An 18,783-nucleotide genomic window follows, 5' to 3' on the forward strand; every position below is an offset into this window, starting at 1 on the left:
GGAGCGTACTGCAGCCCTGGCGTCGCTTTCCCGGTGAGCAGCAAGGCGTACGGCCGCAGCGGATCGCCCGTCTCCACGACCCGACCGACGCGCTCCACCCTCAACGCCGCGACGTCCCGAATCCCGGGCTCTGCCATCTCAGCCTCCGCGTGCCGACGACCTCAACGACACGCGATCACAACAGATCCAGCCGATCACCCGCAGTGACGATCAACCACCGCAGCCACGGAACCCAGACCCTCCCGCCCTCGGCCTAGCCCGTTCCGCCGCGCACACCGACGAAGAGTTAGTTCGGTCAACGGGACATGTTCGTGGGCGCAGGGGGTGCCGTAGGGCCGGCCGCAGGCGCCGAGCTCGACCTTGCGCAGCCCGAAGTTCATCTGCACCAACCGGTTCTCAGCCGCCAACGAATGGCCGCTGCAGCGGGCATCCTGCGTCCACTAGGGGGCAGGCCGACTGTCGGAGTGCAACTTTCAGATGTACTTCTTCTCCGGTCGCGTGTGCGCCCCACTCGCAGCTGGGGCACACCGTCCTCGTGCAGTATGTCTTGCCCATGATCGTCACGAGCTGGTCTTCGGGGATCCCTGCCGAGCCCTACCGGCGTGCGGGCCTTGTCCTTTCCGCTCGCCTCGAGCAGGGCCTGGTCGGCGTGCTCACCCGTGACGGGTACATCGACGGCGCGCCCAGCCCAGCTCTTCGAGACCGGCGGCTGTTGTACTACACAAGGCTTGGATCATGGTTTGAGGAGCACCGCTGGGGGGCCGCACCTCACGGGGTACGCCCCGGCCCGATGGTCACCGACCTGAACCCATTGCGGGCGTCCGTTCAGTCGCCGTTGAGTGCTTCGTCCAGTGCGGTGGTCTGGGCCTTGACGAAGGCCCGGGAGATGGCGGCTTTCGCTTCGAAGGAGTCGAAGTTGTGGTAGGCGCCGGGCACCACGTGAAGGGTGCAGGCGACGCCGGCCTGCTGCAGGCGCCGTGCGTAGGTGAGGTCCTCGTCGTGGAACAGGTCGTTGGTGCCGACGCCGATCCATGCGGGCGGCAGGCCGGAGAGGTCGTCGTAGCGGGCCGGCGCGGCCAGCGGGGGCACGTTGCCGTCCGCGGTGGCGGGGCCGAGGTAGGCGCGCCAGCCGAACCGGTTGCTGTTCGGGCTCCATATGCGTAGCCGCCGCGGGTCGATGTCGGTGCGGGTGGTGGTCCGGTCGTCCAGCATCGGGTAGGACAGCAGCTGCAGGACCGGACGGATCTCGCCGCGCTCCTTCGCCAGCAGCGTCACCGCGGCGGCCAGACCGCCGCCGGCGCTGGCGCCGCCGACGGCGATGCGTGCGGGATCGATGTCGGGCTGGCGGGCGAGCCATTGCAGCGCGGTGTAGCAGTCCTCCAGCGGCGTCGGGAACGGGTGTTCGGGTGCGAGCCGGTACTCCACCGAGACGACGACGATATTGAGCTGATCGGCGATCCGGCGGCAGAAGCCGCTGTCCTGCGCCGCGTCGCCGAGCACCATTCCGCCGCCGTGGATCCACAACAGCGCCGGAGTCCGAGGCCGGGCCGAAGCCGGCCGGAAGACGTGTACCGACACGTCGGCGTCCACGGATACGACCTGCGCGTCCGGCCGCCGAGCCCTCCCGGTGAGCTTGGTGAGGACACGGAGCGTGGGAAGCGTTCGGGCGTTGATGATGGTGCGGGGAAGGAACCGCGCGGCTCGCAGCTGTGGGTTGAAGGGGTGCTCGGTCATCGTTTTTCCTGACGGGAGGGCGACGTCGCCGGGTGTGCCGGCTTGTCAGCGGAAGTGTCGGTCATGGTCGGAGCTCGGCGTCCACCAGGGCCAGGGCGTTGCGGAGGCCCTGCTCGAGGAGGTCGTCGGAGAGCTGGCGGTCCGTCAGGGCGCGGGAGAGCTGCAGCGTCCCGGCCATCAGGCCGAGGAGGCCGAGCGCCTTCACGCGGGCCGAGAGCGGATCCTCGGGCGCCATGCGGGCGGCGAGGCCGTCGATGACAACCAGCACGCCGTCGGTGTACGCCTGCCTGGTCGTGTCACCGCTGCGCGCGATCTCGTCGAGCAGGGCGGCGTTGGGGCAGCCGTCGTCGCGGTCGTCCCGGTGGGGGGCTGACAGGTACCAGCGCACGATCTGTTCGAGGCCGGCCGGGCCGGGCTCCGCCTGCTCGACGATGTTCACGTGCAGCGTGTGCAACTGGTCGGCGATCGCGGTGTCGACGAGGCTGTCCTTGGATGCGAAGTGGGCATAGAAGGCGCCCTTGGTCAGGCCCGCGTCCTTCATGAGCGTCGCGACTCCGGAGCCGTCGATGCCGTCCCGCTTCAACCGTCGACCGGCCGTCGCGATGATCCGCTGCCGTGTTTCCTGCATGTGTTCTTTCGTGTACCGCACCATGCGTTCCTCCATCTCAGCCCGGGCTTACGCGCCGGATACCGCCCTGGCCAGGTCAGTGTGCCGCGTCGGCAAGGAGAGCCGTGACGTTGATTTTCCCGGTCTGCAGCTTCGCGTCGTGGGGCTCGGGAACGCCTCCGTTCGTGATGTACAGCCGGTTGCCGCGAACCGCTGTCGCGGAGGGCGAGGCGAGACCGTCCGCGCTGGTCAGGACGGGCTTGTAGGTGCCGTCCGGGTAGACCACCACGATCCTGTCCGGACCGTTCTGCGAGGAGGAGCCGTTCTGCGCCACGAACACCACATCGGACCAGGGAGTCAGGAAGCTGAGATCGTCGATGTTGGGCAGGCCGCCCGCGACAAGGCGGATGGGACCGGCCGCGCCGGCGGGGGTGAGCGGTACCCGCAGCAGTGTTCCCTGGTTGAAGTTGCTGACCCACAGAGCGCCGTTGTGGAACCTGAGCCCGTTGGCGCCGATCGGCAGGGCCTCGGTCGGCACCGGCGCGAGCGCGGCGTCGGTCAGCCACGGGGTCACCGATCCGCCGGAGACCGGAACAGACCAGATGGTGGCCTGGAAGCTGTCCGCGATGTAGAGGGTGTCCCCGGCCGGGTCGATGGCCAGCCCGTTCGGCCCCGCGCCGGCGGGCAGCGCGGCGATCCGCTGCGAGGTGCCGTCCTGACGCACCGCGTACACGCCGTTCCTGGCCGCGTCGCCCGGGGCGAACACGCTGTAGTAGACAGTGCCGTCATCGCCGCGGGTGTTGCCGCTGATCGCCTCACCCACCTGCCCGGTGGCGAGCACCGTGCGGTGTCCGGACGCGGAGATCCGCATCAGCTGCGGCGCGTGGGTGCGCTCGCACACCGCGCAGCTGCCGAGCAACGACAGGGTCACTGAGCCATCGAGGTTGACGGTGATGTTCTCAGGGATCTCGCCGGCGGCGTAGTCGAACTCCGCCACGGTCCGTACGTCGGTGACCACGGATCCGGCATACGAGTGTCCCGTCGCCGCGGACGCGGACGGCGCCGATCCCAGGACGGCCGCCGTCGCGGTGACCGCCAGCGCGATTCCGACGTTCCTCTTCAGAAAACGTCCTGCGCTCGATCGGCTGCGCCGGGCCGTCTGCTGGCTTTGCTGCTGCATGACTCTCCTCGGTAGATCTGCGAATGACTGGTTAGTGGATCTCGGCAGCGATCAGCTCGGCATCCGGTTGAATCTGCGGATGACGCGGTCGAAGATCCGGGCCGGGGCGACGCGGTACACCGCGTTGATGGTCCGGGCGGTCGTGCCGGCGGTGCGCCGTAGTTTCGGGTTCCGGTCGGTTGCCGCCGCGACGATCACCTTGGCGACGACGGCGGGGTCGTCGCCGCTGCTGAGGTTCTTCTCCAGCAGCTCGTCGTAGTTGCGCCGTCCCGCCGCGTAGAGCGGCATGGGGGTGTCGGCCTCCACGCTGTGGCCTGCGAACGGAGTGTTGATCGGGCCGGGCTCGACGAGCAGGACCCGGACGCCGTGCTGGCGGACCTCGTGGTCCAGCGACTGCGAGTAGCCCTCGACCGCGTGCTTGGTCGAGACGTAGAGGGTCATGAACGGGCTGGGGACGAACCCGCTGAGGGACGAGACGTTGATGATGCGCCCCTGCCGTTGCGCCCGCATGTGCGGCAGGACCGCCTTGGTCATCCGCATGACGCCGTAGACGTTGATATCGAAGATGTCCTGCGTCTGAGCGATCGAGAACTCCTCGGCTGCGCCGGTTGAGCCGACGCCGGCGTTGTTGACCAGGACGTCGATGCGCCCGAACCGGTCGATCACCTGCTTGACCGCTGAGGCGACCGATTCGTCGCTCGTCACGTCGAGGTCGAGGTAGGTCACCCCGGCGGACGGGGTGGCTCGTGCGGTGTTGCGGCCGGTTCCGATCACCTCGAAGCCCGCGGCGGCCAGTGCGATCGCTGCCGCCTTGCCGATGCCTGAGGTGGCGCCTGTTACGAGCACGACCTGCTGAGTTATTGTCATCGCTGGCTCCCGACGGTTTAGATTACGTTCGTACGACCATAACGGGCCGGCGGTCGCGGGGCAAGATCTTCTAGAAATTAAATTATGGTCGTACTCTCAATGAGGGGTGAGACGAGGACCACCAGCGGGCCGGCGGGGTGAAGGAAGGATGCGGTGCGGTACCAGCAAGGAGCACAAGCAGGCGACGCGGCAGCGGAGCATCGAGGCCGCGGCCGCCGGTTCAAGACCGACGGCATCGACGGCTCAGGGATCGCCATGCAGATGGCGGACGCGGGGCTGACGCGCACCAACCGCCCGCTCTGCTGACGAGGCCCCCCACACCTTGCAGGATCTCGCATGTCGACGGTCGGTCAGGGCGCACTGCTCGGGCGATCGTCAGCCGCTGAACTGTCGCGGATCATCGGCATCGGCAGCGTGACCGGTGCGGTGGGGCTGATGCGCTGTGCTCGGTCGCGCTTGGAGCGCAGGTGGTCCAGTGTCACCTCGATGCCCTCGATCTCGCCGCGCCAGCCCTCGCTCTCGGCACGATCTCGACGAGCGTTGAGGTCTGCTTCGATCTCGTGCAGCCGGAGGTGGCTACCTGTGCCGGCCCCGCGCCTGCCGCTCCCGGTGCCGACCCCGGTGCGGTTCGGCGAACCGTCCGAGCGCTTCCCCAAGCACTGGACCGTGATGACATGGGTTCCCGGCGAGCCGCTGGACCACGGCTCGATCAGCCGCGGCGCCCACGCGGCCGACACGCTGGCGGGCGCGTCGCCCGCTCGGCCCGGCCTTCCTTGGTGTCCAGATCGAAGTTCAGAGTCGGCGCCATGAGCCCAAAGGAGCGCTGGATGGAGCCGAGCGAGAAACCTCGATCGTGCCGGCATAGATCGACGTGCTGCCCGCGTCCTTGCCTGTGAACATCGCGAGGAGGATTGGGTGGATCCAGGATTTGATGCGGCCTTCCGGCACTTCGTCGTCGACCGATCGGGGGCGTTGTTCCGTACCGCGTACCTGCTGACCGGTGACCGGCACGCCGCCGAGGACCTGGTGCAGTCGGCCCTGGTCAAGACGGCCGCGAAGTGGCGCAGTCTGCGTGATCCGGCCGCCATCGAGGGATACGTCCGCCGTGTCATGTACCACGAGCAGGTGAGCTGGTGGCGGCGACGGTCACGCGTCGCGGAGGTGTCCACCGAATGGCTGCCTGACCAGATCGGTGACGGGCACGCCGACGTTGTGGACCTTCGCATGGTGATGCGCGCCGCCCTCGCCCGGCTCACACCCCGGCAGCGGACCATGCTCGTGCTGCGCTACTTCGAGGACCTCTCCGAGACCGAGATCGCGCGACTGCTCGGCGTCAGGGTGGGGTCGGTACGCAGCCAGATCTACCGCTCGCTGGAACGCCTGAAGAAGACGGCACCTGAACTGACCACTGTGAGGGAGTTCGGATGAACATCGAAAACCTGCTGCGTGAGACTCTCAACGACATGGCCGACGAAGAGCAGCCACCCGCGCCGGGTCGGTTCCTCCAAGTCCGCGAGCGCCGACCCCGTCGCCGCGGCCTCGCCCTGATGGCGGCGTCGGCCGTCGCCGCGCTGGCCGTCGGATCCACACTCGTGGTCCAGGGGATGTCGTCACGGACACCCGGTGATGTCGCCGGGCATCAGAACGACGTCCCAAGCCTGGCCCCCGAGCACCGGCCGGCGGCCACCATGACCGTGGTGGCAGGAATGCGGCTCTCGCAGCTCTTCAAGGCTCTGTCGTCGCTCACCGGCAGGCCGGTGGCGGAGTTCGAGAAGGCCGCCAAGGACGGCACGGCGCTCGGCCTGCCGTCCTACGCCAAGGGGGCGCTCGAAGGGTTCGCCTTCCCCGGCACCTATGAGCTCTCCCCCACCATGAGCCCGGGCGAGATCCTTAGGGCGATGGTGGCCCGGTTCGGGGACGCCGCTGAGGACACCAACCTGGTCGACGGCGCCAGGCGTGCTGGGAGAACGCCGCTGGAGATCCTGACCATCGCCAGCCTCGTCCAGGCCGAGGCGGGCAAGCACGAGGACATGCCCAAGATCGCCCGGGTCATATACAACCGGCTGAACCGGAAAATGCGGCTGCAGCTGCACAGCACGGTCTTGTACGGCCTGGGCAAGTACGGCGTCAGCGCAGCGCTCGAGGACCTCAAGAGCCCGTCGCCGTACAACACCTACAGGCGTCTTGGCCTGCCGCCCGCCCCCATTGGCAACCCGGGGGACGACGCCATCAGGGCCGCGCTGAAGCCGGCCTCCGGCCCTTGGCTCTTCTACGTGAAGATAGACCCGAAGACGGGCATCATGAAGTTCGCCGACTCCCCAGGGGAGTACACCAAACTGGTCGAAGAACACGACAAGAAGCACGGAACCCGGTGATGTAGCCGAACGGCCATCGCGATGATCCTTCGAGTACCGGCCGCTCCGGAAGAGAAAGCGACGGCCGCGGACGACAGTGAACCCTTTTCATCCTCGTACGACCTCGTAGTTCTGCCCGGGCACATGTGAAGATGACCCCGTGATCAAGACGAGCCGCATGGAAAGGCCTGCGTTACGCAGAGCTGCGTACGTGGGTGCGGCGCTCCTGACCGCCATCCTTATTGTGGCCCTGATCTGGGTTGAGGACCTGCGCTTCATCCACTCGTCAGGGAAGATGGAGGCGGTCGCCCGCACGCTGGGGGAGGGCGTGGAACTCAGGGATCAAAGCATCGGAAGCCTCTCATTCGAGTTCGTCCGCCGGGAGAACGAACAGGTCTACTTCTACCGAGGCAAGGGCTGGGGAGGGGACGGCTACGGCTACGTCTGGAGCCCCGCGAGCCGGCCGGGCGATGTCCGGCACGTGAGGGGGCCTTGGTATGAGTTCCGGGACGACGCGCACCAGTGAACCTTTTGCTTCCTCAGGCTGCCCGTCGCAGGCGTGGCGTTCCATGTGGTGCTGCGCGGGGCCTGCACGCTGATTCCCCGTGCGGGCGATCCCGTCGCGCTGGGTGTGGGCGATGTCGTGCTGCTCGCCAACGGGCGCGGCCACGGGCCGGCCGACAGTCCCGGAATGGAGCTGGAAGATGTCCCTCTCACGCGGAGGGACGAATTCCGGCTCGAACCGCGGACAATCTCGCTGGGATCTTCTGGCCAGCCGATCTCCGCCGTGGTGCTGAGCGGAATGTTCCCCGTTGACGACAAGCGCTGCCATCCGATCATCAACGACCTGCCCGACATCATTCACCTTCCGGCCCAGTTGGGCCACGAGCCACCATTGCGCAATGTGATCGACCTTCTGGGCGGGGAGCTGGACAAGCCAGGCATCGGTACGGAGTCGGAGTCGGTGATCGGCTCGTTGCTCGACGCCCTGCTGCTGTTCGCGCTACGCGCCTGGTACGGGTCACATGGCGCCTGGGTCGGCTGGGGACCGGCCTTGAACGATCGAGTGATCAGCCACGTGCTATGTCGCATCAACAACGCCCCTGGCCGGTCATGGACGGTTCACGACCTCGGCGCGGAGGCGGGGTTGTCGCGGTCCGCGTTCGCCCGCCGCTTCACCTCGCTCGTCGGCCGGCCGCCGCTCGGCTATCTCACCTGGGTGCGGATGAACGTCGCGGCTCAGACGCTCCGCGAGTCCGATGAGCCGCTGGAGGCGGTGGCGCGGAAGGTCGGCTATGGCTCGGAGTATGCGTTCGCCACCGCCTTCAAACGGCACTTCGGCACCGCTCCCGGCGCTTACCGCCGACAGAACTCGGCGATCTCGAAAGGGGCGTAACGCCAGCCCTGCGATCGGGAGGCCGGACACCTCCCGCCCTTTGGGCGGAGGCTGGAGCGGCCATGGGCGTTTAACATTGATCCGGTTTCGGGGGTTGGTCCTGCGGTGGCCAGGTGGCCGTCAGCCCGCGAGAAAGCCAGATGCGACGACGATGGCACAGACCTAGGGCATTCATGGTTTACGGCCATACGCCGTTCACCGGCGCTTCACTGGCGCTCCCTACGCTGAAGGCCTCCTGGAGGGGGCCCATGCGGAAGCTTGTCTCGTCTGTCGCCGCAGCACTCTTGCTGTCCGGCTGCGGTGGCGATCTGGGCGGCGCCAGGTCGATCCTGGACAAGGACGAGTTGGTCGTGGCCGTGAAAACGGATCAGCCCGGTCTGGCGGTAAAAAATCGCAACGGAGTGTTCCAGGGCTTCGAGGTCGACGTGGCCGCCTATGTGGCCGCTCGGTTGGGGAAGAAGGTCTCCTTCGTCGCGACGACCTCGGAAGGCCGGGAGGCGAAGCTGCGCGACGGGGTGGCCGACATGGTGGTCGCGACCTATTCCATCAGCCCGGAACGCAAGAGGCAGGTGACGTTCGCCGGGCCGTACTATGTCTCTCACCAGGACATTCTGGTACGCGCGGGATACACCAGGATCCGGAACGTGCGTGACCTCAAAGGGCGCAGGCTGTGCGAGGCGCAGGGTTCCATCTCCACCTCACGCATCGTGGAAGGGCGCCAGATCGCCGCGGTGCTGGTTCCGGCCAGGACCTACGGGGAGTGCGTCAACCTGCTCAAATCGGGGGACGTGGAAGCCATCTCCACGGGAGATCTGATCCTTGCGGGGTTCGCCGCCCGCGAGCGCGGCGCGTTCACCATCGTGAACGCGCCGTTCACGGCGGAGAGGTACGGCATCGCCCTGCCCCTGGGTGACATAGCCGGGTGCGAGGAGGTCAACCGGGCCATCAGGGACATGTACCAGGACGGAACCGCTGCCAGGCTCCTGGACAAGTGGTTCGATGCGAGCGGTCTCCAGCTGTCGGCCTTCGTGCCGGAGTTCGAGGGCTGCACGCTGTGATGAACTCGGGCCTCGGCCATCGCACGCGACCACACCGCACCACCACGGGCCGGCCCCGCCGTCGCCGGCCCGACCGGCCAGGCCTGGAATATGGGTCGTGGTCGCCGCCCCACCGGTGATAGACCTGACCAATGTGATGATCACCAAGGAACTGCGGGTGTCCGCGTACGCCGTCTGCGTGGAAGACGGGAGGATCCTGCTCGCACGCTGGGTCGGCCCCGGCGGCGAGCGGCTTTGGACGCTCCCGGGCGGCGGAATCGACCATGCGGAGGATCCCCTGGACGCCGCGATCCGCGAGGTGCGCGAGGAGACCGGCTACACCGTCGCTATCGAGACCCTGCTGGGCATGGACACGGTGCGGCGGCGCTACCCGCGCGGGCTCGGGCGCGAGGCGGACTTTCACGGGCTGCGGATCGTGTACGAAGGCCGCATCGCCGGCGGCACGCTGACGCACGAGGTCGGCGGCTCCACCGACCAGGCCGCGTGGGTGGACCTCGACCGGGTCGCCGATCTCGAACGGTCCGACGTGGTGGACGTCGGCCTCGCCCTCCACCGCCTGCGACCGCGGAACGGCAGACTTCAGGAATAGCCGGAGTTGAGCGCCCAACCGGGGACGAAGGCCAGGACGGCGCAGAGCACGAGGAACAGGCCCAGGATCAGGCCACGCCACCTCCAGGAGATCCGGGGCGCGGTCACCAGGGCGGCGAACGGGTACGCGAACACGCCGGTCATCACGACGGCCGGCCCTACCAGTCCGTCGGCGAGCTCCCAGAGGGGCACCAGGAAGAAGGGCGCCGCGAGGGCGACGGGCCACGCCGAACGCACGCGCAGCAGGTACAGCAGCGGCCAGGCGAGAACGAGCGAAGCCCAGCGCCCCGACTCCCACGCGTCCGCGATCTGGCCGAGGCACCCCAGAAGACCGCATCGCGAGGTGCCGGTGCCGGTCAGAGCCAGTACGAGAAGCATCCAGCCGAAATGGAGGAACGGAATGATCGCTCCGGCCAACCCCGCGGAGACCACCCGCTGAGAAAGCCGCTCGGCTGCGCCCGCCTGAGATAACTCCACCCCATCAGCATGCGATCCCGCTATATCGCCAGCTACGCGCATCGATCACGATTCATGCATCTCACCGGGCCTGGGAGAGGATGAAGTCCTCGTAGCAGTCGGGTGGTCGCACGCCGCGTGACGACATCCAGTGCAGCCGCCCCCGCGCCGGTCAGCGCGAGGGTCGCGCGATAGCCCAGCTCGACGTCGTCCCTGGCAAACCGCCCGTCCGCCCCGGCCAGGTAGTCCTCCACCGGGTCGGCGAACGTGCTCAGCGCCAGCGCGGCCAAATCCGCGCCGACGGGGCCGGCGTCCAGCGTGGCCCAGTCGAGCAGCACGGTCGTACCCGCGGAGGCGAGCAGGTTTCGCGCGGAGAAGTCACCGTGCGTCAGGACGACCGGCAGGCGCCTGCCACGCCGGCCGGGTACACCACATCGCGTCCGCGGGCATGCGATCAGCCGCCTCGCCGCCCTTCGGCGGCACCGGCACCCGATCCGCCGCGCCGCCGCCCCCGGTGGGAGGTCGGCAGGTCATGGCTTACGACTCGAGCCAGGCATTCACCCCGGCCCTGAGCCGGGACTTGAGCCCTTCGGGGGCGAACGACGCGTCGATCGAGGTGCGCGCCAGGTCGGCCAGGTCGGCGTCCCCATAGCCGAAGACCTCACGCAGCCGGGCGTACTCGTCCGCCAGCGCCGTCTCCCCGTCCGTGTTGATCGTGACGGCCAGCCCCGCCGCGCGCAGTCGTGGCAGCGGGTGCGCGGCCAGCGAGGGGACGAGTCCGAGCAGCACGTTGGAGGTGGGGCAGACCTCGAGCGGGATCCCGCGCTCGCGCACCTCCGCCACCAGCGCGTCGTCGTCGAGCACCCGGATCCCGTGCCCGAGCCGCTCGGCGTGCCCCACGTCGAGCGCCTCGCGGATGCTGGCCGCCCCGGCCGTCTCCCCCGCATGGTGGGTCAGGCGCAGCCCCGCGTCCCTGGCGGCGTCGCACACCTCGGCGAACGGGCCGAGGAGGTGGCTCTCATCGCCGGCCAGCCCGATGCCGATCACGGCGTCGTGGCGGGTGGCCAGCTTGAACGTCCGCCACAGCCGTTCCACCGGCCGCCGCCTGGAGTGGTCGAGCAGCACCCGCCACTCGATCCCGTACCTCGCCCCGCCTTCGGCCAGCCCTTCCAGCACCGCCTCCAGCGGCATCTCCGGCTGCCCCAGCCGCTCGCCGTGGGAGGCGGCGGTGAACGTCACCTCCACGTAGCGGGTGCCCTGAGCGGCCTCGTCCTCGCAGAACTCCACGGCGATCCGCCTGAAGTGCTCGGCCGTGCGCAGCAGCCCCCGCACCCGGGCCCGCGCGTCGCCGAATTCCCTGAAGCTCGCGAACGTGCCCTCCGGCTCGGGCTGCCCGCCCAGCTCGCGCACGGTTTCCGGCCGTACGGTGCTCTCCAGGTGAACGTGCAGGTGGGCCTTGGGCAGCGATCGGAGATCTCTCACAGCCAAGACCCTAGGGCACGTCCCGGTTCGTACGCAGTCCGATTTTTCGCGGCGGCGGCCAAGGAGCTAGACGACAGGCCTCCTGGTGAGGCGGATCTTCGACTGCTTGTGCGGCAGGCGTTCCCAGTCCTCCATGAACATCGCGTCGAAGCCGTATTTGCCGGCCAGGGCCACGAGCGTCTCGGTGCGGTAGTAGAAGTCCTCCCGCAGCACCTGGTGCTCCTTGCCCTCGGTCCTGTCGAAGGTGAAGTCGAACCAGGCGTTCGGCTTCATGACCCGGCCCACGTGGGCGAAGCACTCCTCGATGACCTCCAGCGGCGAGTGGGAGAAGACGCTGTGCGCGTGCACGACGTCGAAATGCTCGCTGGGCAGGAACGCGAATCGCAGGTCGCGTACGGGGGTCAGATACGGCAGTTTGTCCCGCAGGCCGTGCTGGACGATCGTTTCCTGGGCGGCCATGAGGATATCGGGCGAGATGTCGATGCCGTAATAGTTGCCGCTGTGCAGGTAATCGATGAACAAATGGCCGGCGCGAAGGTTGCCGCAGCCGATTTCCAGCATCCGGCATTCCGGTTTGAGGCCGTGTTCGACCAGGTAGTCGAACTGCATGCGGCCGAGCGCCAGCCAGCGTCTGTGGGTGTGCGACCCGACCGCGCCCTCGGGATCGCGTGCCGTGTCGGACTTCATGACGGCCCGGTAGTAGGCGATGTGGTCGCGAGTGCGCAGCCTGAACCACGTGTCGCGGGCCAGCCGACGCAGGTGCGGCGCGATCTTGTGCGGCTTCTTGACCGCGTAGGTCACCTGGTGGACGAGGCTGGAACGGGAGCGTTTCACGATTGGAATCTAGGACACCCGCCACGCCGTTCAAAGGCCCGATGCGACAGTCTTGAGTTTCCGTTTACGCAGCCTTTCAACGAGCGGGCCGGCCCACAAAGGTGCCGTCACCCATATTCGGCGCCCGGGCAGGCATATCGGCCTTTTATCTGATCAGTACGGCTAACTCAGATACTCGCGCAGCGCCAGCGCGCGAGACGGGTGGCGGAGCTTGGACATCGTCTTGGCCTCGATCTGCCTGATCCGCTCGCGGGTGACACCGTAGATCCGGCCGATCTCGTCCAGCGTCATCGGCTTGCCGTCGGTCAGGCCGTACCGCATGCTGATCACGCCTGCCTCCCGCTCGGAGAGCTGGTCGAGCAGGCTGCGCAGCTGCTGCTGGAGCAGCGTGAACGAGACCGCCTCGGCCGGGGAGACGGCCTCGGTGTCCTCGATGAGGTCACCGAACTCGCTGTCGCCCTCCTCGCCGAGCGGCGTGCTCAGGGAGATCGGCTCGCGGCCGTAGCGCTGGACCTCGATCACGCGGGCCGGGTCGAGCTCGGCCTCGGCGGCGATCTCCTCGGGCGTGGGCTCGCGGCCCAGCTCGCTCTGCAGGCGGCGCTGCACCCGCGCCACCTTGTTGATCAGCTCCACCATGTGCACGGGGATGCGGATCGTGCGAGCCTGGTCGGCCATGGCCCGGGAGATGGCCTGCTTGATCCACCAGGTCGCGTATGTGGAGAACTTGAAGCCCAGCCGGTAGTCGAACTTCTCGATCGTCCGGATCAGGCCCAGGTTGCCCTCCTGGATCAGGTCGAGGAAGAGCATGCCGCGGCCGGTGTAGCGCTTGGCGATGGAGACGACGAGCCTGAGGTTGGCCTCGAGCATGCGGCGCTTGGCGCGGACGCCGTCGTCGGCGATCCACTCCAGATCCGCCCGCAGCTCGGCGGACAGCCACGGCTCGGTGTCCAGCCTCTCCCTGGCGAACAGGCCCGCCTCGATGCGCTTGGCCAGGTCGATCTCCTGCTCGGCGGTCAGCAGCGGCACCCGGCCGATCTCCTTCAGATACGCCTTGACCGAGTCTGCGCCGCCGGCCGTGCCGCTGTCGGCGACGCTGTCGTCCAGTTCGAGAACCTCTGCCGCTTCGGACAAAACACTCTCCTAGCTCGCGTTGGATGGACGCACCAAGTTTAGGTCGCGCCTAACTTTAGGTCAGACTGTCGCAAGCGTCAACCTAAAATCAGGTCGAACCTAATAATTTGTGGAAGACTGTGGCTATGAGCACCGACACCTTGGGCTTGAGGGAACAGAAGAAGCGAGAGACCAGGCAGGCCATCTCAGACCACGCTACCCAACTGTTCCTGGAGCGTGGGTTCGACCGGACGACGATCGCCGACATCGCAGCCGCCGCGCGGGTGGCCAAGATGACCGTTACCAACTACTTCCCCCGCAAGGAAGATCTAGCCCTCGACCACCACGAGGAGTTCGTGCAGGGGCTGGCGTCGGTCGTCGCGGCGCGCACGCCGGGCGAGTCGGCGCTGGCGGCGCTGCGGCGGGCTTATGTGTCGGCGCTGGAGCGGCGCGATCCGGTGATCGGGTTCACGGGGCGGGACTTCGCCCGGATGATCGCCGACAGCCCGATCCTGGTCGCCCGGCTGCGCGACCTGCACGACCAGCGCGAAGACGCCCTCGCCGCCCAGCTCGCCGCCGAGGCGGCCGGCGTCCCGGCACCTCCGCTCCGGCCCGGCGGTGTCCCGGCACCTCCGCTCCGGCCCGGCGGTGTCCCCGCCGCGCAGGCACTGCCCGGCGATGGCGTCCCGGCTGCGCAGGGCCGGGACGCGGTCGCCGGTGAGCGGGGCGGTGAGCTGCTGGCGCGGGCGGTGGCCGCCCAGCTCTCGGCGGCCGACCGGCTGCTCTTCCGGGAGCTGCAGAGCCGGACCCTGGCCGGCCAGGGCGACGACGAGATCGCCGCCGCGCTCACCGAGGCCGCACAGCACGTCTTCGACCTCCTCGAGCCCGCCATCGGCGAGTACGCCGTTCGGTGACACCACGCCCAGCCACCTCGATGCGATCCGCTGACACCACGCCCAGCCACCCCCATGCGATCCGCGCCAAACGAGCAGCCGCGCCCGGCACGCGTCCGTACCATGCCGCGCCCTCGCCAGGCGCCCCGCGTCCCGATCGCCCATCCCCAGGAACGGCCTGGTCAGCGGCCTAAGCCGGCGACGTAGGCGGCGGCTTCCGCCATCAGCCGCCGCCACACCTCCTCGTCCGGTTCGCGCAGCGCGACCCACTCCCGCATCTGCCGCGTCCCCATCCGGACCACCTCGGCCGTGCCCTCCCCCACCAGCTCGCCGGCGCGCGGCGCCGGAAGCTTGAGCACCACCCCGCGATCCTTGGAGAAGAACGCGTATGCCTTCCCGCCGACCTTGAGGCCGTCGGCGTGCAGCATGCGGCCCATGCTCACATCAGGCCTGGTCAGATGCTCGGCGACCATGTCCTCGTAGAGCTCCTCGGCGGTAGCCATGTGATGCTCCCTTCCTCGGCACCGGCGAAAGCCATCAGGCGCGCCGCCTCGGCGGCCAGCTCCGCCATCACGCCGTCGGGCAGCGGGTGGAAGGGCTCGACCGTCAGCACGCCGTTCTTAAGGTCCCACATGCCACCGACAGTTCCGTCGACGAGGATGGTGGGGTAGATGGCGGCGCCCACGCACACCGCCTTGCGCTGCTCGGCGGTCATCAACCGGCTGCGGTCGGCGTACGCGACGATGAGGTTGTCGAACCAGGGCAGGAACCGTACGGGAGCGGGCGCGTCCGCCGCGGCGAGCGGAGCATCGGGCCAGGTCATAGAGGACACGGCCCTCGGCGTCCTGATACTTCCGCAGGAAAGGCATCGCCTCCACGACCGGCCGCAGCCGCGTCAGCCCCGCCCACATCTGCACGTCCATCACGCTCGCCGGCCCGAACGCGGCCAAATACCGCACCACCAGCCGCTCCACCGGCGGCGAGTCCTCCAGCGACCGCCCCAGCCACTCCTCGGCCAGTGTGAACGGCGTGGCCCCGCCCCGGCCCCAGATTCCGTTCGGCGGCGGGTGCACGATCGGCAAAAGCGCCTGGGCCGAGAAGCCCAGCGCCATCGGATCGACCTCGGGCCACCGCTCCCGCAGCAGGTCACGCAGCTGTGGCCGGGTGAGCGTACGCCCGGCCAGGTGCTTGCGCGCCAGGAGCGCCAGCTCCTCCGGGTCCACGTCGCGCATCAGCCGCCCCCAGGCCGCCTGCCTGGTCCTGGAAAGGATCACCTGCACCAGCGGCCGGATCCACACGTAGTCACCGGCCAGCGCCAGGTGCTGGGTGCCGCGCAGCAGCGAGCCCCGCACCACCTGCCTGCCGTGCAGCAGGTCCGCCAGATCGTCCTGGGTGAAGGCGGCCAGGCGGGACCACAGTCCGAGGTACGGCGCGTCGATCTCCTGCCCCTGGACCGCGACCAGCCGCTCGATGGCCTGCGCCGCCGACAGGGGCGAGCGGCTCAGCAGGAGCTGGCGGTCGAGCGCGGTACGGTTGAGCACCCGGCGATTCAGGATCATGCGGGCAGCGTACGAACTAACGCGGCAAGGATGATTCCGCATTAGCCCGTACGGCGCTGCCTCAATGCGGCAACCGCGCCTCCGCGCCGAGGAGTTCGTCGAGGGCGGCGCGCAGGTGGCCGGTCAGCTCCCAGGCGTCCGGGATCATCTCCCTGTCGGTGATGACGCCGATGTCGACCGAGCCGTCGTAGGAGAAGGCGGTGATGTTGACGCCGCCGCTCACATCCGTGATCACCGAGACCGGGTAGTGGTTCAGCAGCCGCGCGCCGCACACGTACAGCGGGAACTGCGGGCCCGGCACGTTCGAGATGATCACATTGATCGGCGGCGCGGTCTGCCCGACCAGCCCAAACGCCGACCTCGACGCCAGCCCCATGAGCGCGGCGGGCATGGACTCGCTGAACTCGCGCAGCCACCGCGCGGGCGCCAGCGAGAACCTGTCCTTGATCCGCTGCGTGGCGTACCGGACCTCGTTCAGCCGGGCGACGGGATCATCGAGGTGCACGGCGAGCGGCGCCGTCATGATCGACACCTGGTTGCCGCGCCCCTCCCCGCCGGCCTCTCGCAGCGAGAACGGCACCCCGGCCACCAGCGGCTGGCGGGGGACGCCGCCGTGCGCGGCCAGCCACCTGCGCAGCGCGCCCGCGCACACGGCCATGACGACGTCGTTGACGGTGACCCCGAACGCCTTGCGTACCCGCTTGATCTCTTCCAGCGGCAGCGACACGAACGCGAAGCGCCGGTGCTGCGAGACCGGGCCGCTGAACGGCGTCTTGGGCGCGGGCGGCGTCGGCAGTTCGGGCGCCTGCCCGGTCCCGGCCAGCTTGCGGGCCAGCCCGGAGACGAGCCCGGCGCCCGGGAGCCAGGACACCACGGGGATCTCGTCCAGGTGCGGAATGGCCCTGGCCGCGAACCGCACCGCGTGGGCGGGGTTGACCGCCATCCTGGCCAGCCCGCGCGCCAGCATCTCCGGCCCTCCCGGCGGCGGCTCGTCCCGTTCGGGCGCGGACGGAGGCGGCGGCGCGGGCGTGGGACTGGTGTCGAGGAGCGCGGCGAGGACGTCGGCGCCGCCGATGCCGTCCACGGCCGCGTGATGGATCTTGGTGTAGAGGCCCATGCGGCCTGCCGGCAGGCCGTGGATCAAGTAGATCTCCCACAGCGGCCGGCCGCGGTCGAGCCGGCGGGGGTGCAGCCGGGAGACCTGCTCGGAGAGCTGCCGGTCGTCGCCGGGCGGGGGCAGGCCGATCTCGCGTACGTGGTAGTCGAGGTCGAGATCGTCCTCCTGCACCCAGTACGGGTGGTCGAGCCCGAACGGCACCGGGGCCAGCTTGCGCCGCAGCGCGGGCACGTACGGGAGCCGCCGCTCGAGCAGGCCCTGCAGATCGGCGCGGTTGAGGTCGCCGTCGAGCACGGCCAGGCCGGCGATGTTGGCGACGTTCGTGGCGGTCTCGAAATGGAGGAACTGCGCATCCAGGGCGGACAGTTGCGGCATGGGTCTGACACCTCCGTCCCGAACCAATCAGACTCCGTCCGCCACTTCAAGCGACAGCGCCGCTTAACCACACCCTGAAATAGGTTTGGCCGTGAACGTCCGCCACCTTAGGTAGTGACGTCTACGTCGCAATTTCCAGCGACAGCGCCGTGGCGTCGGGCTCGGCGAACGCCAGCAGCCGTAGTCCCTCCTCTTCGATCGGCTCCAGGGAGGCCGGGGTGAAGGGGCTGATGAGCAGCTTGGCCCTCTTCCCGGTGCGCTTGATCTGCCAGGTGCCGGCCGCGAACCCGTCGACCAGGTAGACGGCCTTGATGCGCAGGTTCTTGGTGGCGACCCGGCCTTTGTGCTCGTCGGCCAGCACGCGGGTGCGGTCGGCGTGGCCCAGGATGAGGGTGTCGAAGTCGGGCAGGAACCGTACGGGGGCGGGCACGTCCCCTCCCGGTCTGGGCGCGCCCGGCAGGTCGAACAACTCCCGGCCCGCGGCGTCGGTGAGCCTGTCCAGGTTCATGGCGTTCATGACGCGCCGGATGCCGCCGATCCCCGACCAGGTCTGCACGTCGGCGGGGGTGGCCGGGCCGAACGCGGCCAGATACCGCTCGATCAGCGTCTCCAGGCGGGGCGCGGGGTCCAGCGCGATGCCGGGCGGTGTGAAGGCCGAATCGCGCGGGAAACTCCACCGGTCCTCGGTCGGCACCATGATCAGCGGCGTGAGCATGCGTACGGCGTACCCGAGCGCTCGCTCGTTCTGCTCGGGGAACTCCTCCTGCAGCCGGGGCCGAAGTTCGTTGAACGTGTGCGGCCGGTGCGCGAGCAGCCGGTCGGCGGCGGCCACGACGGCGTCGGCGTCGATGCCCTCGAAGCGCCGCGCGGCGGCGGCCAGCACCGGGCGCAGCAGCGGCCGGAAGGCGGCGAAGTCGGCCGCCGTCACCAGGTGGAGCGTGGCGCGCCACATGGTGGCTCGCACCAGCGTGCGCGCGTGCAGCGCCGTATGCAGGTCATCGCGTGTGAATCCCTCCAGCCGCGACCACACCCCGAGGTAAGGAGGACGCGGCTCTTGGGCCTGCAGCCCCACGAGCCGGTGCACGACGTCCGTCACGTCGCCCTTGTGGCGGTCGAGAAGGTGCTGGCGGGCCAAGGTGGCACGGTTGAGGTCCCGGAGGGTGAGCATCTACG

Annotated in this window: 21 protein-coding genes and 2 pseudogenes; 9 read left to right on the top strand and 14 right to left on the bottom strand. The window is 69.0% G+C overall.

The window, feature by feature from the left end; genetic code table 11:
* Nucleotides 1-825 precede the first annotated feature (825 nt).
* From ACTMTI_RS18945 to ACTMTI_RS18960, 4 genes are all read right to left on the bottom strand, one after another.
* Nucleotides 826-1,734, bottom strand: a complete 909-nt coding sequence (locus tag ACTMTI_RS18945; protein WP_441121714.1) for an alpha/beta hydrolase — start codon at nucleotides 1,732-1,734, stop codon at nucleotides 826-828.
* A gap of 61 nt (nucleotides 1,735-1,795) precedes the next feature.
* Nucleotides 1,796-2,386, bottom strand: coding sequence for a TetR/AcrR family transcriptional regulator (locus ACTMTI_RS18950; RefSeq protein WP_441121715.1), 591 nt, complete (start codon nucleotides 2,384-2,386; stop codon nucleotides 1,796-1,798).
* 52 nt (nucleotides 2,387-2,438) lie between these two features.
* Nucleotides 2,439-3,521 (bottom strand): SMP-30/gluconolactonase/LRE family protein, encoded by a 1,083-nt coding sequence (locus ACTMTI_RS18955; protein ID WP_441121716.1) that lies wholly within the window; start codon nucleotides 3,519-3,521, stop codon nucleotides 2,439-2,441.
* Nucleotides 3,522-3,572: 51 nt separating this feature from the next.
* Nucleotides 3,573-4,388, bottom strand: coding sequence for an oxidoreductase (locus tag ACTMTI_RS18960; RefSeq protein WP_441121717.1), 816 nt, complete (start codon nucleotides 4,386-4,388; stop codon nucleotides 3,573-3,575).
* Between the two features lie 153 nt (nucleotides 4,389-4,541).
* Here ACTMTI_RS18960 and ACTMTI_RS18965 point away from each other — a divergent pair, with 153 nt between their 5' ends.
* The 8 genes and pseudogenes from ACTMTI_RS18965 to ACTMTI_RS19000 all read left to right on the top strand — a co-directional run bounded on the left by ACTMTI_RS18965 (nucleotide 4,542) and on the right by ACTMTI_RS19000 (nucleotide 9,785).
* On the top strand, nucleotides 4,542-4,694 hold the full coding sequence (locus tag ACTMTI_RS18965; RefSeq protein WP_441121718.1) for a hypothetical protein: 153 nt from the start codon (nucleotides 4,542-4,544) through the stop codon (nucleotides 4,692-4,694).
* Nucleotides 4,695-4,955: 261 nt separating this feature from the next.
* Nucleotides 4,956-5,132: pseudogene (locus ACTMTI_RS18970) on the top strand (phosphotransferase); the annotation flags it as partial.
* 171 nt (nucleotides 5,133-5,303) lie between these two features.
* Nucleotides 5,304-5,816, top strand: a complete 513-nt coding sequence (locus ACTMTI_RS18975; protein WP_441121719.1) for a SigE family RNA polymerase sigma factor — start codon at nucleotides 5,304-5,306, stop codon at nucleotides 5,814-5,816.
* A complete protein-coding gene (gene mltG, locus ACTMTI_RS18980) occupies nucleotides 5,813-6,763 on the top strand; it encodes an endolytic transglycosylase MltG (RefSeq protein WP_441121720.1) in 951 nt (316 codons plus the stop codon). Before ACTMTI_RS18975 ends, mltG begins: the two co-directional genes overlap by 4 nt.
* A 139-nt stretch (nucleotides 6,764-6,902) precedes the next feature.
* A complete protein-coding gene (locus ACTMTI_RS18985) occupies nucleotides 6,903-7,268 on the top strand; it encodes a hypothetical protein (RefSeq protein ID WP_441121721.1) in 366 nt (121 codons plus the stop codon).
* 33 nt (nucleotides 7,269-7,301) lie between these two features.
* A complete protein-coding gene (locus ACTMTI_RS18990) occupies nucleotides 7,302-8,138 on the top strand; it encodes an AraC family transcriptional regulator (protein ID WP_441121722.1) in 837 nt (278 codons plus the stop codon).
* Nucleotides 8,139-8,386: 248 nt separating this feature from the next.
* Nucleotides 8,387-9,196, top strand: coding sequence for a glutamate ABC transporter substrate-binding protein (locus ACTMTI_RS18995; RefSeq protein WP_441121723.1), 810 nt, complete (start codon nucleotides 8,387-8,389; stop codon nucleotides 9,194-9,196).
* A gap of 97 nt (nucleotides 9,197-9,293) precedes the next feature.
* Nucleotides 9,294-9,785 carry an NUDIX hydrolase gene (locus ACTMTI_RS19000; protein WP_441121724.1) on the top strand — a complete coding sequence of 164 codons (492 nt, stop codon included), beginning with the start codon at nucleotides 9,294-9,296 and terminating at the stop codon, nucleotides 9,783-9,785.
* On the opposite strand, the gene ACTMTI_RS19005 is transcribed toward ACTMTI_RS19000, so the two are convergent.
* From ACTMTI_RS19005 to ACTMTI_RS19025, 5 genes and pseudogenes are all read right to left on the bottom strand, one after another.
* Nucleotides 9,776-10,261 (bottom strand): hypothetical protein, encoded by a 486-nt coding sequence (locus ACTMTI_RS19005; protein WP_441121725.1) that lies wholly within the window; start codon nucleotides 10,259-10,261, stop codon nucleotides 9,776-9,778. The genes ACTMTI_RS19000 and ACTMTI_RS19005 overlap by 10 nt on opposite strands.
* Nucleotides 10,262-10,293: 32 nt before the next feature.
* Nucleotides 10,294-10,734: a phosphotransferase gene (locus ACTMTI_RS19010; RefSeq protein WP_441122093.1), complete on the bottom strand. Its 441-nt coding sequence runs from the start codon at nucleotides 10,732-10,734 to the stop codon at nucleotides 10,294-10,296.
* Between the two features lie 43 nt (nucleotides 10,735-10,777).
* Entirely contained in the window at nucleotides 10,778-11,722 is a 945-nt protein-coding gene (gene add / locus ACTMTI_RS19015; RefSeq protein WP_441121726.1) for an adenosine deaminase, read from the bottom strand.
* A 66-nt stretch (nucleotides 11,723-11,788) separates the two neighbouring features.
* The gene (locus tag ACTMTI_RS19020; RefSeq protein ID WP_441121727.1) at nucleotides 11,789-12,556 is read right to left on the bottom strand and encodes a class I SAM-dependent methyltransferase; all 768 of its coding nucleotides are present in this window, start codon (nucleotides 12,554-12,556) and stop codon (nucleotides 11,789-11,791) included.
* Nucleotides 12,557-12,718: 162 nt separating this feature from the next.
* Nucleotides 12,719-13,630: pseudogene (locus ACTMTI_RS19025) on the bottom strand (RNA polymerase sigma factor); the annotation flags it as partial.
* 182 nt (nucleotides 13,631-13,812) lie between these two features.
* Between ACTMTI_RS19025 and ACTMTI_RS19030 the strand changes: the two are divergent.
* Nucleotides 13,813-14,580, top strand: a complete 768-nt coding sequence (locus tag ACTMTI_RS19030; RefSeq protein ID WP_441121728.1) for a TetR/AcrR family transcriptional regulator — start codon at nucleotides 13,813-13,815, stop codon at nucleotides 14,578-14,580.
* Nucleotides 14,581-14,741: 161 nt separating this feature from the next.
* On the opposite strand, the gene ACTMTI_RS19035 is transcribed toward ACTMTI_RS19030, so the two are convergent.
* The 5 genes from ACTMTI_RS19035 to ACTMTI_RS19055 all read right to left on the bottom strand — a co-directional run bounded on the left by ACTMTI_RS19035 (nucleotide 14,742) and on the right by ACTMTI_RS19055 (nucleotide 18,778).
* Nucleotides 14,742-15,062: a hypothetical protein gene (locus tag ACTMTI_RS19035; protein ID WP_441121729.1), complete on the bottom strand. Its 321-nt coding sequence runs from the start codon at nucleotides 15,060-15,062 to the stop codon at nucleotides 14,742-14,744.
* The gene (locus tag ACTMTI_RS19040) at nucleotides 15,014-15,277 is read right to left on the bottom strand and encodes a DNA glycosylase AlkZ-like family protein (protein ID WP_441121730.1); all 264 of its coding nucleotides are present in this window, start codon (nucleotides 15,275-15,277) and stop codon (nucleotides 15,014-15,016) included. Before ACTMTI_RS19040 ends, ACTMTI_RS19035 begins: the two co-directional genes overlap by 49 nt.
* Entirely contained in the window at nucleotides 15,180-16,118 is a 939-nt protein-coding gene (locus ACTMTI_RS19045) for a winged helix DNA-binding domain-containing protein (RefSeq protein WP_441121731.1), read from the bottom strand. Before ACTMTI_RS19045 ends, ACTMTI_RS19040 begins: the two co-directional genes overlap by 98 nt.
* Before the next feature lie 61 nt (nucleotides 16,119-16,179).
* A complete protein-coding gene (locus ACTMTI_RS19050) occupies nucleotides 16,180-17,610 on the bottom strand; it encodes a WS/DGAT/MGAT family O-acyltransferase (RefSeq protein WP_441121732.1) in 1,431 nt (476 codons plus the stop codon).
* A gap of 121 nt (nucleotides 17,611-17,731) precedes the next feature.
* Entirely contained in the window at nucleotides 17,732-18,778 is a 1,047-nt protein-coding gene (locus ACTMTI_RS19055; RefSeq protein ID WP_441121733.1) for a winged helix DNA-binding domain-containing protein, read from the bottom strand.
* Between the last annotated feature and the right edge of the window lie 5 nt (nucleotides 18,779-18,783).

It is taken from the genome of Nonomuraea sp. H19 (genome assembly GCF_052068215.1).
GTDB lineage: Bacteria > Actinomycetota > Actinomycetes > Streptosporangiales > Streptosporangiaceae > Nonomuraea.